The following is a 15907-nucleotide window of genomic DNA, read 5'->3' as shown; positions in this document are numbered from 1 at the left end:
CTCAGACTACCGCAACTTGGGTGTACTGGCGGATCAGGCCCAGCAGGTGTTCCTCGTCGTAAGGCTTGCCGAGGTAGTGGTCCACACCCAGTTGCGCCGCGTAGTCACGGTGCTTCTGCGCGATGCGCGACGTGATCATGATGACCGGCAGCGCTGCCAGGCGGGTGTCGGCGCGCATATTGCGCACCAGGTCGAAACCGTCCATGCGCGGCATCTCGATGTCGGACAGCACGACCGACGGCAGTTCGTCGCCGGCCAGCTTCTCCATCGCATCCAGGCCGTCCTTGGCCAGCAGCACGCGCAGACCCACGCGCTCCAGCAGGCGCTGGGTCACGCGGCGCACGGTCAGCGAATCGTCGACCACCATCACCAGCGGCGCCTGCGCCACCTCGTCGGCGGCCTCAACCGGCACTGCGGCGCCGCCTTCGGCATGCGCCTGCAGCGCGGCCAGGCGGGCCTGGGCATCGGCACCGTACCAGTCGGCCAAAGCCACGACGTTGTAGATCAGCGCGACCTCGCCCGATGCCAGCAGGCTGATGCCCGCCAGGCCCGGCACGCGGTTCAGCTGCGCACCGAGGTTCTTGACGACGACTTCCTGGTTGCCCACGACTTCATCGACGTGCAGCGCCAGCGCCGCCTGGGCACTGCGCACCAGCACGACGGGCGCGTGGCGACCATGCGGGTGGCCGCGGCCGGCCTGGCCCAGCAGGCCACCCAGCCAGTAGAACGGCAGCTCGGCGCCCCCATGCTGAAGCTTGCCGGTGGCGTACGCCGCCTCGACGGCCTCGACCGGCACGCGCTGCACCGACTCCATCAGCGCCGCCGGCACGGCAACGACCTGGTCGCCGCTCTTCAGCAGCACGACCTGCGTCAGCGCGGTGGTCAGCGGCAGGCGCAGCAGGAAGCTGGTGCCCTGACCGGCGGTCGACGTGGTCTCGATGCTGCCGCCCAGCGTGCCGACCTCGGCGCGCACGACGTCCATGCCGATGCCGCGTCCGCTCAGCTCCGTGACCTGGCTGGCCGTGGAGAAGCCCGGCGCGAAGATCAGGCGGCGCAGCTGCGCCTCATCGGGTTCGGCATCCGCCGAGATCAGTCCCAGCTGCAGGCCGCGCTCGCGGATGCGGGCCAGGTTCAAGCCGGCGCCGTCGTCGCTGAAGTTCAGCAGCACTTCGTTGCCATGCTGGCTGAGGTCGATGCGCAGCGTGCCGACCGGGTCCTTGGCGGCGGCGGCGCGAGCCTCCGGCGCCTCGATACCGTGGGCCACGCTGTTGCGCAGCAGATGCTCGAACGCGCCCGAGGTGCGCTCCAGCACCGAGCGGTCCAGCTCGGTCTGGCCACCGCGGATCTCCAGCTTGACCTGCTTGCCGGCGTCGCGCGAGGCCTGGCGGACCACGCGGTGCATACGCTCGCCGATGCTGTCGAACTCGACCAGGCGGGTGCGCAGCAGGTCGTCCTGCAGCTCGCGGGTCAGCCGCGACTGGGCGGCCAGTTCGTCTTCACCGGTCTGCACGTTGCGCGTCAGCGTGCGCTGCAGCGTCGCCACGTCGCCGACCGACTCGGTCAGCATGCGGGTCAGTTCCTGGAAGCGGGTGTAGCGGTCGAATTCCAGCGGGTCGAACTCGCGGCCGCCCTGCTGCGCGGCTTCCTGCTGCGCATGCATCTGTGCCTCGGCCTGCAAGTCCAGTTCGCGCAATTGGGTGCGCAGGCGCTCCAGGTTGTCGTCCAGGTCCAGCAGCGCGGTCTTCATCTGGACCAGCTCGGACTCCATCCGCGCACGCCGGATGCTGACCTCGCCGGCCTGCGTGGCCATGCGCTCCAGCAGGCTGCCGCGCACGCGCACCAGCGACTGGCCGATGGCCAGGTTGTCGCTGCCGGCCTCGATCTCGGCGGCGTCGGCGAAGCGGCTCCAGTCGATCTTGCGGTCAGACTCGGGCAGCACCTCCTCGACCGGCGCGGGCATCGCGAAGCGGGCCAGCGGCTCGGGCCGGGCCTCCTCGACCACAGCCGGCGACGGCGCGGGCGCCGGGGGCGGCGGTGCGATGGGCGCTGCCGGCGCGGCAGCGGCCGGCGCCTTCAGGCTCTCGCCCAGCGCCTCGAAAGCATGCTCCAGCGCATCGCCCTCGTGCTGCAACGTCGCGACCTGCGCGTAGTCCGCGTGGCCTGCGCGCAGCAGGTCCTCGATGGCGGATTCCAGGTGGTGGGCCTGCTCGCCCAGGCGCATCGCGCCGGCCAGGCGGGCGCCACCCTTGAAGGTGTGCAGCGCCCGCATGCAGGCGTCGGAGCGTCCGAGATCCTCGGGCTGGGCCAGCCAGTCGCGCAGCGCACCGTGCAGCTGCTGCAGCAGGTCGCGGCCTTCTTCCTCGAAGATGGGATAGAGGTCGGGCTCGATCGCATCCGGCAGGCCAGGCTCGGGTTCGGGCTCGACGACAGGCTGCGGTTCGGCCGCCAGTGCCTCGGCGGCGATGGCCGGCACGTCATCGTCGGGCAGCGGCGTTGCCGCGATGGGCTGCGGCTCCTCGAGCGCGACGGCGTCGAAGTCGCCGGTCTGGGTGTGGACCTCGTCCGGCAGCTCGTCCAGCGGTGCAGCAGCCGTCAGCTCCGCGTCGCCGGCCTCTGGAGCCTCCTTGGGCTCATAGGCGTGCAGGCGCGCAACCACGTCGGGGTCGTTGGCCTTCAGGAAGCCGGCGGCGAACTGGTGCAGCAGGCGGCGGATGTCGTCGGCGGCACGCACGAACAGCTCGGCATCGGCCTCGTCGAACGCCGTGGCGCGCTGGGCGCGTCCCAGCGCATGCTCCAGCTCGCGAGCCAGCGCGGACAGGTCCTCATAGCCCACGGTGCCGGCATTGCCGGCCAGCGCGTGCGCCTGCACCTCGCAGCTGGGCGGCACCGGCGCCGTGCGCACGGTGGCCCATTCCGCCAGGCTCACGGCCAGCTTGCGCGACAGCTCGTCGGCCTCGTTCAGGAAGATATTGAACAGGGCGATGCTGATGCGCAGCGTGCCGATGACCTTGTAGCCTTCGTCAGGATCGACGGGATCAGTCTCCGGCTCGGGCTCGGGCTCAGGCACCTCGGCGATGGGCAGCGGCACATCGCTCAAGTCGGGCTCGGCCGGCTCCAGCGCCGGCAAGGTCATCGTGGCCTCTTCGGGGCGCTCGGGCACGACGGTGGCCGACGTGGGCATGATGACCGCGGGCTCGTCGTCCAGGTCCAGCTCCAGCCGGAAATTGGGAAGTGTGAGCTCATCTCGCGCGGCGGCCAGCGGCATGGGCTCGGTGGGTGCCAGATGCGGCATGGGTTCGGTGGCCGCGGCGTCCAGGTCGCCCAGCGTGCCCAGATCCAGCGTGACCTCCTCGACCACGGGCTCGGGCAGCGGCGGTGCCGGCTCGGCCAGCTCGATGATGAAGTCGGGCGCGATGGCGGCCTCGACCTCCGGCTCCGGCGCGGCGACGACCTCGGCCGGAAACTCGACCACCTCGACGGCGGCCATGCCGTCCAGCGACAGGTCCACGTCCGCGGCTTGCGCATCGTCGGCCAGCAGCGGCACGCGCAAGCGCTGCAGGCGCAGTGCATCCGCGCTGCGGCGCAGCGGCTCGGAATGGCTGCTGCCGTCCACGTTGCCGGCGATCTGCTCGCGCCAGTTGGCGAAGTAGTCCAGCGCCTCGGTGGTGAAGCCTTGCAGGTCGGCATCGGCCTGCGGTTGGGGTTCAGCCAGGCGGGCGTTGTAGAGCTGCTCGCAGGCCCAGGCGCCTTCGCCGAAGTCGTTCAGGCCCACCATGCGGGCGCTGCCCTTCAGCGTGTGGAAGGCGCGGCGCACGACGGTGAGCTGGCCGTGGTCGGCCGGCGCGTCGCGCAAGGCTTCCATGGCCGCGCGGGCATTGGCGATGACCTCGTCGGCTTCCTCCAGGAAGATCTCGCGCATCTCCGGGTCGTCAGCGACGCTGGGCTCGGGCGCTGCCGCCGGCGTGGGGGCCGCGACCGGCGCCGGGGCGAGCGCCGGCTGCGACAGGTCCAGATCGGGCAGGCTGAGGTCCGGCAGGTCCATGGCCGCGAGGTCGATGCGCAGCGGCTGCGTGGCTTCCATGGACGCGGACGGAGCTTCAGGCTCCAGGTCGACGTGGAAACCGCTGGCCTCGAAGTCGGGCAACTCGACAGCGCCTTCGCGGCGACCCATGACGGGCGCCAGTCGGCCACTGGCCTCGTCGAACTGGAACATGCGCTTGGCCAGGGCCGGCTGCACGCTCAGCATGTCGATGAGGAAGCCCAAAGCGCCCAGGTTGGTGGCCAGGCGCTCGAAGACGTCGCGCGCGCCGGGACGCTCGAAGTCGATCTCGGTGTTGGCCAGGCCGTCCACCTCGTCGCGCATGCGCACCGTGGCCAGAGCCGCCTGGCTCAGGCCCAGCACGCTGAGCACGCCGCGCATGGCCTGCAACTGGCCGGGCACGGGGATCAGCAGTTCACGCTGGGTGGGGCTGCGGAAGTACTCGTCGCACTGCTTCTCGATCTCGGAGAGGCTGGCGCGCAGTTCATGCACCACGCTGCCCAGCGTCTGGCGGTCGGAGACGCGGCGGTACAGGTCCTCCATCCAGTCTTCCAGCGGATCCGCTGGCTGACCATGGGCCACGGCCTCGACGCGGCGCGCCAGGCGGCGCACGCGTTCGGCCTGTTCGGGCTGGTCAAAGGCGGCGTCTTCCAACGCGGCCTCGACATACAGCAGGCTGGTGGCGACTTCCATCGCCAGCGCCGGCGGCGGCGTGCTGCGCGAGCGCAGCGTCGCGACGACGGCGCGCTGCAGCGTCTGCGCCAGCACCTCGCCGCTGGGGAACAGCCGCGTCAGCGACTCGGACAGGGCCGCGAACTGCTCATCCAGGCCGCTCAGCCGATGCTGGTCGCCCTCGGCGGCGCTGGACCAGCTTTCCTTGGCCGCCATCACGCGGCGCTTGGCCTGCACGACCCAGGCAGGGTCGATGCGACCCAGGCTGTCGTCCTCGTAGTCGCCGGCATGCTCGTCGGTCAGGTGCCAGGCGTCGTGGACCGCCGTCAGGCGCGGACCGGCGCCGCGCGTCAGGCGGCACTGGGCACAGAAGAACAGCAGGTCTTGCGCAAGGCGATCGGACACCTCGCCCCGCCCCAGCACGCGCAACTCGTGCAGCAGCTTGGAGCCCAGGCGCTTGGTGTAGGCGTCGCTGGGCAGCAGCTTCAGCGCCTGGCCTTCGAAAACGGCGGCGGCCAGTTGCCACAGCGTGCGACCGTTGCCAGACGGCAGCGAGGCCGCCAGCCCGGCGCACAGTCCCGACAGGTTGGCCGCGTGCACGGAACTGGGCTCGCGCATCTGGCGCAGCAGCGCCGCCTCGAACGGCGCGCGCACCGATTCGGGCGACCGCGGCGCGGTACCGGGATCCAGCGGAATGACGCGCCACGACCAGTCGAACTGCCACAGGTCCGCTGGGTGGATGCGCTCGGCGCCGTTCAGCTCCTGCAGCGCGCGGTAGCTGGGGTACAGCGACAGCGGCGAGGCCTTGTTGCCTGCCAGCAGGCGGGCGACAAAGGCCAGCAGCGCGAAGTTGGCGCGCTCGATGGTGTCGACGGCGGCGGCTTCGATCTCCAGCGGCCGCTCGGCCAGGCGTTCCACCGCGGCCTCCGCGGCGCGCAGCACGGCGGCGCCGGCGGGCAGGCCCACCAACGACAGCACGCCGCAGACCTGGTGAAGCTGCGCGACGGCCTGTTGCAGCGGCACGCTGGGCTGGGCGTCGGTGCCGAAGGCGGTCGCGCGGTTGTCGTTGCTGTCGCGCACCAGTCGGCGCAGGGTCTTGTGCACCGACTCCAGGGAGCGGCGCAGTTCCTCCTGAACCCAGGCCAGAGGGCTGAGGTCGGCCGGGAACTCGGAGTCTCGCAGGGAGCTGTCCATGCGTGGGCTTTCTTGCTCGGGGCGGACCGGGGTCAGGCGACCTTGAATCGAGACACCGAGGCGCGCAGCGCTTCGGCGGAACGGGACAGTTCATGCACCATCTGGGCGGTCGAGCGCGTGCCTTCGGACGTCTGCTCCGTCACCGCGAAGATGTGCTGGATGTTGGACGCCACCTCGTTGGCGTGCTCGGCTTCCTGGCGGGCGCTGGAGGAGATGCGCACGATGAGCTCGTCCAGCTGGCGGGACACGCTGTCGATGTCTTCCAGTGCCTTGCCGGCCGCGTCGGACAGCTGCGTACCTTCCACCACACCGCGCGTCGAACGCTCCATGGCGGCCACGGCGTCGTGGGTGTCGGTCTGAATGGTCTTGACCAGCGCGGCAATCCGGCGCGTCGCGTCGCCGGAGCGTTCGGCCAGGCGCTGCACTTCTTCCGCAACGACCGAGAAGCCGCGACCCGCTTCACCGGCCGAAGCGGCCTGGATGGCGGCATTCAAGGCCAGCACGTTGGTCTGTTCCGTAATGTCAGAGATCAGCTCCGTGATCTCGCCGATTTCCTGCGACGACTCGCCCAGGCGCTTGATGCGCTTGGACGTCTCCTGGATGGAGTCGCGGATGGTGTTCATACCGGCGATGTTGTTCTGCATCGCGGACAGACCCTGCTCGGCGGCTTCCCGGCTCTTGCGCGCCACCTCGGCGGTGGTCTGCGCCTGCGCGGACACCTCGGTGATTCGACCCGCCATGCCCAGCACGGCCTCGCCAGTGGCGCGGATCTCGTGCAGCTGTTCCTTGGACGCTGCCAGCAGGTCGGTGGACGTCTGGTCCACCGCGCCGGTCGTGTCCGTCACGCGAGCTGCCGTCGACTGCACCTGGCCCACCAGGTTGCGCAGCTCCTCCACCGTGTAGTTCACGGAGTCGGCGATGGCGCCGGTGATGTCTTCCGTCACCGTCGCCTGTTGCGTCAGGTCGCCTTCAGCAACCGTGGCCAGTTCGTTCATCAACCGCAAAATGGCGGCCTGGTTGGCGTCGTTGACGCGCTTGGCTTCCGCTTCCTCGGCTTCGGCGCGCTGCTTCTCGGCTTCGGCCAGTTCGGCACGGCGGCTCTGGTCGGCCAGGTACAGGCGCAGGAAGCCGACGGCACCGCCCACCAGCGCGGCCAGCGAGCCCAGCAGCAGCAGGAAGGTACCCCAGCCGGCGCCGCCGGACTTTTCCAGGTCCGTCGCGGCCTGTTCCAGGCCTTTGCGCAGCGGCTCGGAGTCGTTCAGCATGGCCGTCTGCGCCTCACGCGCGGCCACCAGGCCTTGCAGGTTGTCCAGAATGGCCTTGGCGCGGGTGCGGGTCTCTTCGTACTGCTTCAGCAGCGTCTGCAGGCGTTCCTTCAGCTGCGGATCACGGGCGGCGTTCAGGCGCAGCTCGGGGCTGCCGCTGATCAGCGCTTCGGTGATGAGCTTGAAGGAGTTCAAGTCCTTGCCCAGCAGGAACACGGCCTCGGGGCTCACGCCCTCCTGCGTCAGGAATTCGTTGGCGCTCTTGCCGATACGCTGGGTCAGCATGACCAGCTGGCCGACCGCGGAGACTTCACCGGCGGACGCGCCGATCTGCAGCGCCTGAGATGAGACAGCCTCGGCGCTTTCCAGCAGGTCGCTGGACTGGCGGTTGATGGCGCGCAGCGCCTGTCCCACCTGCGTCAGCACCTTTTCCTGGCCCTGCACGATCTTGCCGTTCTTCTCGGCGCGCTCGACCAGCGGCTTCAGCGTGTCCAGCGTGGGCTGCACGGCGGCCGGCGCGACGGACAACTCGCCCTCGCCGGTCTTCAGGTTGTTGACCACAGTGCTCAGCGTGCCCACCGATTCGCGCAGTTCGGCGAACGCAGTGGGGTTGCCCACCAGCGCGGCGGACACGGACTTGGCCATACGCTGCGAGTGCATCAATGCCTGACCGGCGGCGCGCACCTGCGCTGCACTGCGGTTGGCACCGACCACCACCAGCGTGACCGCGAGCGTGGTGCCCACGAAGCCCAGGGCCACCAGGGCCGTCAGCACGCGCTGGCGGTTGCGGCCCATGAAATCGGCCAGCTTCTCGGCGCCCGTGGCTGGGGCAGCGGCTGCCGGCAGCATGGTGGGATCGGCCGCTTGCGTGGTCGGCGCGAAGTTCATGCTGCTGGCGGGGAATTCACTCGCAGGACCGGGTTCCGTCGGCACGGCCGGCGAAATGATGGACGGCTCCTCGGGCTGCAGGTAGTCCTCGGCCCGGGTCGGCAGTTCCATGCCGACAAGCGTGGAGTCGGCGTTGCGCGTCGCGTCAAAGGCGCCGGCACTGGTCGAGTCGATGGTCGTGTCCGGGGCCTCCGGCACCGCCGGCGCCAGATCATCGGCTTCGGACTTTCCTCTCATCTTGTCAAGCAGGCTCATCTCACCCTCGTCCTTCAATGTTTGTGATGGTCCGACTCCCAACGCGGACCCTGGGACTAGCTAACAGCGCGTCACGCCACGATGTGCAGGAAGTTCTCCTGCCTCGACAGCGCTTCGAGATTGATTTCTTGCCAATGGCGCCCCGCCTCGTCGCGCCGAAGCGCTCCGGCGAAACGCGGCAGCGGGCCGGCGGGTTGCTCGGCTGCCAGCGGCAGTTGCTCGTCGCTGCGCAGGCCGGCCAGGCGATCGACCAGCAGTGCGCAGTTCAGGTTCAGGTCGCTGTTCAGCGACACCAGGCGAGCCTGGGCGCCCACGGCGCGGCCGGGCGCGGGGTCGCGCAGGCCCAGGTAGACGGCCAAGTCCACGACGGTGAACAGGCCACCGCGCAGGTTGGCCACGCCGGACAGCCACGGCTTGGCGTAGGGCACCGGCTTGATCGGCACGGGTGCAAAGATTTCGCTGGCCTGCTTCAGCGAGAACAGCAGGCCCACGCCGGCGCAGTCGACGGCCAGCCAGTTCGCGATCAGCGTGGTTTCACGCGCGGCCTGCATGCGCTCGGCCAGGCGCTGTTGCAGTTCTCGGAGAGCGGTCTTGTTCGCCATGTCTGCAGCGCCGGCCGGGGGTCAGCCGAGGGCTTTGATCTTGGCCAGCAACTCTTCGGCCTTGACGGGTTTGACGACGTAGTCGCTGGCCCCCTGGCGCATGCCCCAGACCTTGTCGGTCTCCTGGCCCTTGCTGGTGCACATGATGACTGGCACGCCCACGTAGCGCTCGTCGCGGGTGATGGCGCGGGTCAGCTGGAAGCCGTTCTGGCCGGGCATGACCACGTCCATCAGGATCAGGTCGGGCTTGCCTTCGGCCAGTCGCTTCATGGCCTCCTCGCCGTTCTCGGCGGTGCGCACGTTGAAGCCGCGCTTGGTCAGCATCTCGGACAGCGCGTGCAGTTCGGTCTTGGAATCGTCGACCAGGAGGATGTTGTGGATGCTCATGGCAGTTCTCGCTCTATTGATGCCTCAGGGGCGGTGCTGCTGCACCGCCTGAAGCAGCTGGTCCTTGGTGAAGGGCTTGGTGAGGTAGTCCTCCGAGCCGACCATGCGCCCGCGCGCCTTGTCGAACAAGCCGTCCTTGGACGACAGCATGATCACCGGCACCCCCGAGAACTCCGGGTTGCGCTTGATGATGGCGCAGGTCTGATACCCGTCCAGGCGCGGCATCAGGATGTCGCAGAAGACCAGGTCGGGATGGAAATCCCCCAGCTTGGCGAGCGCGTCGAAACCGTCCTCGGCCAGGGCGACCTCATGCCCCCCCTGCTTGAGGAAGATCTCCGCGCTGCGGCGGATGGTGTTGCTGTCGTCAATGACCAGGATGCGGGTCGGACCCGCACCAGAAACTTGCTCGTTCAAACCTCGTCTCCTCTGATCTTCAGCTCGGGACTGGTCCGGCCCGGCAGGGTCAGATGCGCACCATCTCGAAGTCTTCCTTGCGCGCGCCGCAATCCGGGCAGACCCAGTTCATGTCGACATCGGCCCACTTGGTGCCGGGGGCGATGCCGTGGTCGGGATCACCGGTCTCTTCGTCGTAGATCCATCCGCAGATCAGGCACATCCAGGTGCTGGGTTCGCTCACGTGTTGCTCAGAGTTTGCTCACTACAATCGAATCATTCTAGCCAGGGCCCGTGAGCGCAATGCTGAGGGCAAACGCCTGTGCCCAGGGCCACAGAACGGCTCTTTTAGCGGCAGACTCCACGCTTTAGGCCGCCGTCGGCGGCAACCGCCACGACAACCTCATGAGCTCCAAACCCCACTCCGTCGACCCCGACGTCGACCCGTCCCAAGACGAGCAGGAAAGCCCGCCGCCGGCCTGCGTGCTGAGCTTCAACGCCAGCGACGCCTCCGGCGCCGGCGGCCTGGCTGGCGACGTGGCCACCATCGCCGCCATGGGCGCGCACTGCCTGCCGGTGGTCACCGCGGTCGTGCTGCGTGACACGGCCGAGGTCTTCGAGCATCACAACCTGGACCCTGACGCCATCGCCGAGCAGGCACGCCACATCCTGGAGGACGTGCCCATCACGGCCTGGAAGGTCGGATTCCTTGGCAATGCCGAGGCCGTGAGCGCCGTCGCCGAGGTGCTGAGCGACTATCCGGATGTACCGCTTGTTACCTATTTGCCGTCCGTTGCCTGGATCGACGAGGACGACCAGCAGAGCTATCTGGATGCGTTGCGCGAACTCGTGCTGCCGCAGACGGCCGTTCTGGTGGGCAACCACAAGACGCTGACCGACTTCCTGCTGCCCGATTGGGACAGCGAACGCACGCCGTCGGCCCGCGAGCTGGCCGTCGCGGCCGCGCAGTCGGGCGCCCAGCATGTGCTGGTGACCGGTATGCAACTGCCCAACCAGTACGTGGACAACGTGCTGGCGAACGCGTCCGGCCCCATCACCGGCGAGAAGTTCGAGCGCTTCGAGACGGCCTTCGTCGGCGCCGGCGACACGCTGGCCGCCGCGCTGGCCGCGCTGCTCTCGGTCGGCGCCGAGCTGCATTCCGCCGTCAGCGAGGCGCTGTCCTTCCTGGACCAGTCGCTGGACGCGGGCTTCCGCCCAGGCATGGGCAATGTCGTGCCCGACCGCTTCTTCTGGGCGCTGCCGCCCGCCGACGAGGAAGGCGGCGAGCCTGACAGTTTCGAGCCCGAGCCCGAGCCGGATCCGTCGCCCAAGACGCCGCGGCGCATGCACTGAACCGGCCACCGCGCCGGATGGCTGCGGCGGCCGTGCCACGGCCGTCGCTTGGTACTACATTCTTTCTGTCGACATCGGCCACAAGCCATGGCAACCAACACCGAACTGTTCGAGCGCGCCGCCCGCGTCATCCCCGGCGGCGTGAACTCTCCCGTGCGCGCCTTCCGCGCCGTGGGCGGCACGCCCCGCTTCATCGCCCGCGGCGATGGCGCCTACATCTTTGACGCCGAAGGCAAGCGCTATGTGGACTACATCGGCTCCTGGGGCCCGATGATCCTGGGCCACGGCCACCCCGCCGTACTGGAAGCCGTCACGAAGGCCGCTGCCGAAGGCTTCTCCTTCGGCGCGCCGACCGAGCGCGAGATCGAGCTGGCCGAGGAGATCCTGAAGCTGGTGCCCAGCATGGACCAGGTGCGCCTGGTCAGCTCCGGCACCGAGGCGACCATGAGCGCCATCCGGCTGGCGCGCGGCGCCTCCGGCCGGCCCAAGTTCATCAAGTTCGAGGGCTGCTATCACGGCCACACGGATGCACTGCTGGTGAAGGCCGGCTCGGGCCTGGCCACCTTCGGCCACCCCACCAGCGCCGGCGTCACGCCCGGTGCGGCCGCCGACACGGTGGTCCTGGAATACAACAACGTCGAACAGTTGGAAGCCGCGTTCGCTGAAGCCGGCGCGCAACTGGCGTGCGTCATCGTCGAGCCCATCGCCGGCAACATGAACTTCGTGCGTGCGTCGGTGCCGTTCATGACGGCACTGCGCAAGCTGTGCACGCAGCACGGCGCGCTGCTGGTGCTGGACGAGGTCATGACGGGCTTTCGCGTGGGCCTGGGTTCGGCGCAGGCGCACTACGCCAAGCTCATCCCCGGCTTCGCGCCCGACATCTCGGTGTTCGGCAAGGTCATCGGCGGCGGCATGCCGCTGGCGGCGTTTGGCGCCAAGCGCGAGGTCATGCAGCACCTGGCACCGCTGGGCGGCGTCTACCAGGCCGGCACGCTGTCGGGCAACCCGGTGGCCACGGCCTGCGGTCTGGCGACGCTGCGCGAGATCCAGAAACCCGGCTTTTTCGAATCGCTGTCGGCCAAGACCCAGCAGCTCGTGGATGGCCTGAGGGCAGTTGCGGCCGACAACGGCGTGCCATTCAGCGCCGACTGCGAAGGCGGCATGTTCGGCTTCTTCCTGATGCCGGAGCTGCCGCAAAACTACACCACCGTCATGACGACGGACAAGGAGCGCTTCAACCGCTTCTTCCACGCGATGCTGGACGCCGGCATCTATCTTGCTCCGGCCTTGTACGAGGCTGGTTTCGTGTCGGCGGCGCACAGCCAGGCCGACCTCGATGCCACGCTCGCGGCCGCGCGCACCGCCCTGCGCTGATCCCCTGCCCTCACGGGCCGACTGACATGCATCTCCACATCCTCGGCATCTGCGGCACCTTCATGGGCGGCCTGGCGGCGCTTGCGCGCGAGGCCGGCCATCGCGTGACCGGTTGCGACGCCAACGTCTACCCGCCGATGAGCACACAGCTCGAGGCGCTGGGCATCGAGCTGATCGAAGGTTTCGGCGCGGAGCAGTTGGAGTTCAAGCCCGACGTGTTCGTCATCGGCAATGTCGTCACGCGCGGCGAGCGCTTCCCGCTGATGGAAGCCATCCTCGACGCCGGCCTGCCGTACGTCTCGGGCCCGCAATGGCTGGCGGAACACGTGCTGCAGGGCCGCCATGTGCTGGCCGTGGCCGGCACGCATGGCAAGACGACGACGACATCCATGCTCGCGTGGATCCTGGAGCACGCCGGCCGGAAGCCGGGCTTCCTGGTCGGCGGCGTGCCGCAGAACTTCGGCGTCTCCGCCCGGTTGGGTGAAGGGTCGCCGTTTGTCATCGAGGCCGACGAGTACGACACCGCCTTCTTCGACAAGCGCAGCAAGTTCGTGCACTACCGGCCGCGCACGGCCATCCTGAACAACCTCGAGCACGACCACGCCGACATCTTCCCGGACCTGGCCGCCATCGAGACCCAATTCCACCATCTCGTGCGCACGGTGCCGGCCAGCGGTCGCCTGGTCGTCAACGCCCGGGAGGAGGCGCTGCAGCGCGTGATCGCGCGCGGCTGCTGGAGCGAGGTGCAGCGCTTCGGCGCCAAGAAGGAAGAGGCCGGCATGCTGCGCGCTCGCGGCGAGCCGCAGGCTTTCGACGTGCTGCGGGGCAGCCTCAAGGTGGCCCGCGTCGAATGGAGCCTGATCGGCGAGCACAACCAGCTCAACGCGCTGGCCGCCATCGCGGCGGCGGAGCATGTGGGCGTGTCGCCGGAGCAGTCCGCCGCCGCGCTGGCCGAGTTCCACAACGTGCGTCGCCGCATGGAGCTGCGCGGCGAGGCCGGTGGCATCAGGGTCTACGACGACTTCGCGCACCATCCCACCGCCATCCGCACGACCATCAATGGCCTGCGCCGCCGCATCGCCCCGGCCGACCGCATCCTCGCCGTCTTCGAGCCGCGCTCCAACACGATGAAGCTGGGCACGATGAAGGCCCAACTGCCCTGGGCGCTGGAGGAGGCGGACCTTGCCTTCTGCAACCAGCAGGGGTTGAGCTGGGACGCCAGAGAGGCACTGGCACCGATGGGGGCGCAGGCCTTCGTTGGGGCGGATGTGGATGCCCTCGTTGCCGCAGTCGTCAAGGCGGCAAAGCCGGGCGATCACCTGCTGTGCATGAGCAACGGTGGATTTGGCGGCATTCACGACAAGCTGTTGCAAAGCTTGGCCGCCCGGGCCTGAAGGCCCGAGGAGCGGCATTCACGACAAGCTGTTGCAAAGCTTGGTCACGAGAGGCGGAAGCCGCCCAGTGGCTGGATCAGAAGAAGCCATGAAAAGAAACGCCGTACGAGTCGTACAGAACACGCTCGGCAGTCGCGCGCTCTAGCAGCGGTGCGCGCTCCAGCAGCATGGCGTCAGCGGCGTCACGGGTTCGCAACTGCTCTTCCGTGATCCAACCCAGGAAGACGCATACCCGCCTGACGGAAGCGGCATTCGGCCAATAGTGCCCATGACGATGGCCTTCCATCACCTGACTCCCCGCCCATAGGCCCTCTTCCGGATTGCCTTTGAGGCCCACCGCTTCCACGCCCCGAATCCAGCGCCTCTCTACCATGCGCCAGCCTGCGTTGAAAACCATTCCCAAGGCCTCGTCATTCAGCGAGTGCATCACGTAGACCTCACACTGCGCCTTGTGTTGCTTCAGGGTCTCGTAATCACCATGCACCGGCATCGCCGCAGCCATCAACACCAATTTCAGCTGCGGCCGCGGCTGCGGGCTTTCCAGTAGCGCCTTTGCCACCTCGGTCGCCAGGAAGCACCCCAGCGAATGAGCCACGATGACCACTTCCTGCCAAGCCTCAGGGCCATCGACCCGCGCCTCCCTCTTGTCTACACCTCGCAGAAATCGGGCAATGGGTCCGACAGCCTGGGTGGCGTGCTCATGGGCCTTGGCAAAATACAGCCTGTCGAGCCCGGGCACGGGCCCGTCGCCCGGCCACGTGAGGGCCACGAGGTCGATCGGTGCCGCCACGTCTGGCAAGGTGTCTCGCAACAGCGCCTGGAAAGCGTCGTAGTTGCCACCGGCCCTGTCCTGGGTGGTGCGATAGCCATGGATGAGGACCACCGCCCGCCTGGGTGCGCGCCAGCCGTGTGGCACCTGAACCTGATCAGCAACGGGTGCGCGGTTGCTACGGCGACTGACCGTCACGTCCGAGCGACGAACCCTCTCGTCCTTCATCGCTCAACCAGCGCGCGTTGCCGTGAGCCGGTCCAGAGGTGCCGACAGCACTGACACGAACGCGGTTGCCACGATGCTGAGAGCCACGTAAAGCAGCATCGACAGCTGTCGATGCACCTTGTAGGCGGCCACCTGATCTTTCCTGGCCTTTTCCTCTTCCGTCAGCGCACCCAGCAACGACGTGGCCCGTGCAGCGTCGAACTGGCTGCTCGCTGATACCGGCGCACTGGCCGCAGCACGGACAGCCATCGTCGCCTGCTCGCGAGCTGCCGTCTGCGCGGCGAGTTTTACCGCAGCGTCCTGTTCACGCACCTGGGCTTCAGAGTTCGCCTGCGCGGCGAGCAGCATCACCATCCACACGACCAACACGGCCGCAAATGTGTGTCGGAAGATGGTGCGGGCTCGCAGCAGTTGCACTTGCAAGCCGTCAAGCGCGCGCTCGGCATAGGCCTGCAGCGCACCACGGGCGGCGCTGTTGTCCGGATCAGCCGCCGTATCGTTCGACGGCTTCAATGCCTGGAATGGCGATGGCTTGATCGGCATCGATCCCAGAGCCGCCAACCAGCACACGAAGGGGCTGGGGTAGCGATTGCCCAACTCTGCCTGCACGCTCGAGGACAGGATGCCCATCAACTGTCTCGACGTCAGTCCTGAGACGGGAGTCACCAATTGCCAGAAAACCGCCTCTGTTCTGGGGTCGCCTTCCTGCTTCTCGCGTGGATCGGGCAAGGCCTCCGAGGCGGGCTCCGTCATCATCGGCACCTCGAAAGCCCGGCGTAGCTCGTCTCTGCGCTTCGCCAGTTCGGCGGGGGCGTTTCGGCTGTCATTTCCTTCACTCGGCACGATGCGCTCCAACCACCATCGCAGTGCCCGCATATGCACCCAGCGCCGAAGCAAAAGCTCGTCCAGCACACCCAACACCACCGCGACGACCAGCGCCAGCACCAGGGCAGTACCAGCAAACAGCAGCGTCGCCGAAGCGGTCTCGCGCAGGCCGGCCATCGACAAACCGGGGTCCAGCATGGGGCGCCTCCTAGTCCTGGCCCGCCCTGAATGAGCTGGCATTGCAGTCAGCGTAGTGGCGCGCCGAGTCC

General features: G+C 68.4%; 11 protein-coding genes. 3 read left to right on the top strand and 8 right to left on the bottom strand.

The genetic code is table 11. The annotated features are described in order from the left end of the window. Position 1: 1 nt before the first annotated feature. The 6 genes from J2X21_RS20105 to J2X21_RS20080 all read right to left on the bottom strand — a co-directional run bounded on the left by J2X21_RS20105 (position 2) and on the right by J2X21_RS20080 (position 9918). Entirely contained in the window at positions 2-5905 is a 5904-nt protein-coding gene (locus J2X21_RS20105; protein ID WP_310331562.1) for a hybrid sensor histidine kinase/response regulator, read from the bottom strand. Between the two features lie 32 nt (positions 5906-5937). Beyond that, positions 5938-8313, bottom strand: a complete 2376-nt coding sequence (locus tag J2X21_RS20100) for a methyl-accepting chemotaxis protein (protein ID WP_310331561.1) — start codon at positions 8311-8313, stop codon at positions 5938-5940. Positions 8314-8384: 71 nt separating this feature from the next. Beyond that, positions 8385-8915: a chemotaxis protein CheW gene (locus tag J2X21_RS20095; RefSeq protein WP_310331560.1), complete on the bottom strand. Its 531-nt coding sequence runs from the start codon at positions 8913-8915 to the stop codon at positions 8385-8387. Between the two features lie 21 nt (positions 8916-8936). Beyond that, the gene (locus J2X21_RS20090; protein WP_310331559.1) at positions 8937-9302 is read right to left on the bottom strand and encodes a response regulator transcription factor; all 366 of its coding nucleotides are present in this window, start codon (positions 9300-9302) and stop codon (positions 8937-8939) included. Positions 9303-9326: 24 nt separating this feature from the next. Beyond that, positions 9327-9716, bottom strand: coding sequence for a response regulator (locus J2X21_RS20085; protein WP_310331558.1), 390 nt, complete (start codon positions 9714-9716; stop codon positions 9327-9329). Between the two features lie 49 nt (positions 9717-9765). Continuing rightward, positions 9766-9918 carry a rubredoxin gene (locus J2X21_RS20080; RefSeq protein ID WP_310331841.1) on the bottom strand — a complete coding sequence of 51 codons (153 nt, stop codon included), beginning with the start codon at positions 9916-9918 and terminating at the stop codon, positions 9766-9768. A 182-nt stretch (positions 9919-10100) separates the two neighbouring features. On the opposite strand from J2X21_RS20080, the gene thiD reads away from it, so the two are divergent. From thiD to mpl, 3 genes are all read left to right on the top strand, one after another. Beyond that, positions 10101-11048 carry a bifunctional hydroxymethylpyrimidine kinase/phosphomethylpyrimidine kinase gene (thiD, locus tag J2X21_RS20075; protein ID WP_310331557.1) on the top strand — a complete coding sequence of 316 codons (948 nt, stop codon included), beginning with the start codon at positions 10101-10103 and terminating at the stop codon, positions 11046-11048. Positions 11049-11135: 87 nt separating this feature from the next. Continuing rightward, positions 11136-12422: a glutamate-1-semialdehyde 2,1-aminomutase gene (hemL, locus tag J2X21_RS20070; RefSeq protein WP_310331555.1), complete on the top strand. Its 1287-nt coding sequence runs from the start codon at positions 11136-11138 to the stop codon at positions 12420-12422. Between the two features lie 26 nt (positions 12423-12448). Next, positions 12449-13816: a UDP-N-acetylmuramate:L-alanyl-gamma-D-glutamyl-meso-diaminopimelate ligase gene (gene mpl, locus J2X21_RS20065; protein ID WP_310331554.1), complete on the top strand. Its 1368-nt coding sequence runs from the start codon at positions 12449-12451 to the stop codon at positions 13814-13816. A 76-nt stretch (positions 13817-13892) separates the two neighbouring features. Here mpl and J2X21_RS20060 read toward each other — a convergent pair whose 3' ends face one another. Next, positions 13893-14813 carry an alpha/beta fold hydrolase gene (locus J2X21_RS20060; RefSeq protein ID WP_310331553.1) on the bottom strand — a complete coding sequence of 307 codons (921 nt, stop codon included), beginning with the start codon at positions 14811-14813 and terminating at the stop codon, positions 13893-13895. Between the two features lie 3 nt (positions 14814-14816). Beyond that, the gene (locus J2X21_RS20055) at positions 14817-15836 is read right to left on the bottom strand and encodes a hypothetical protein (protein ID WP_310331552.1); all 1020 of its coding nucleotides are present in this window, start codon (positions 15834-15836) and stop codon (positions 14817-14819) included. Positions 15837-15907: the final 71 nt, after the last annotated feature.

Source organism: Roseateles asaccharophilus, from assembly GCF_031458115.1.
Classification (GTDB): Bacteria; Pseudomonadota; Gammaproteobacteria; order Burkholderiales; family Burkholderiaceae_C; genus Pelomonas; species Pelomonas asaccharophilus_A.
This window is presented reverse-complemented; position numbering and strand designations above follow the sequence as displayed.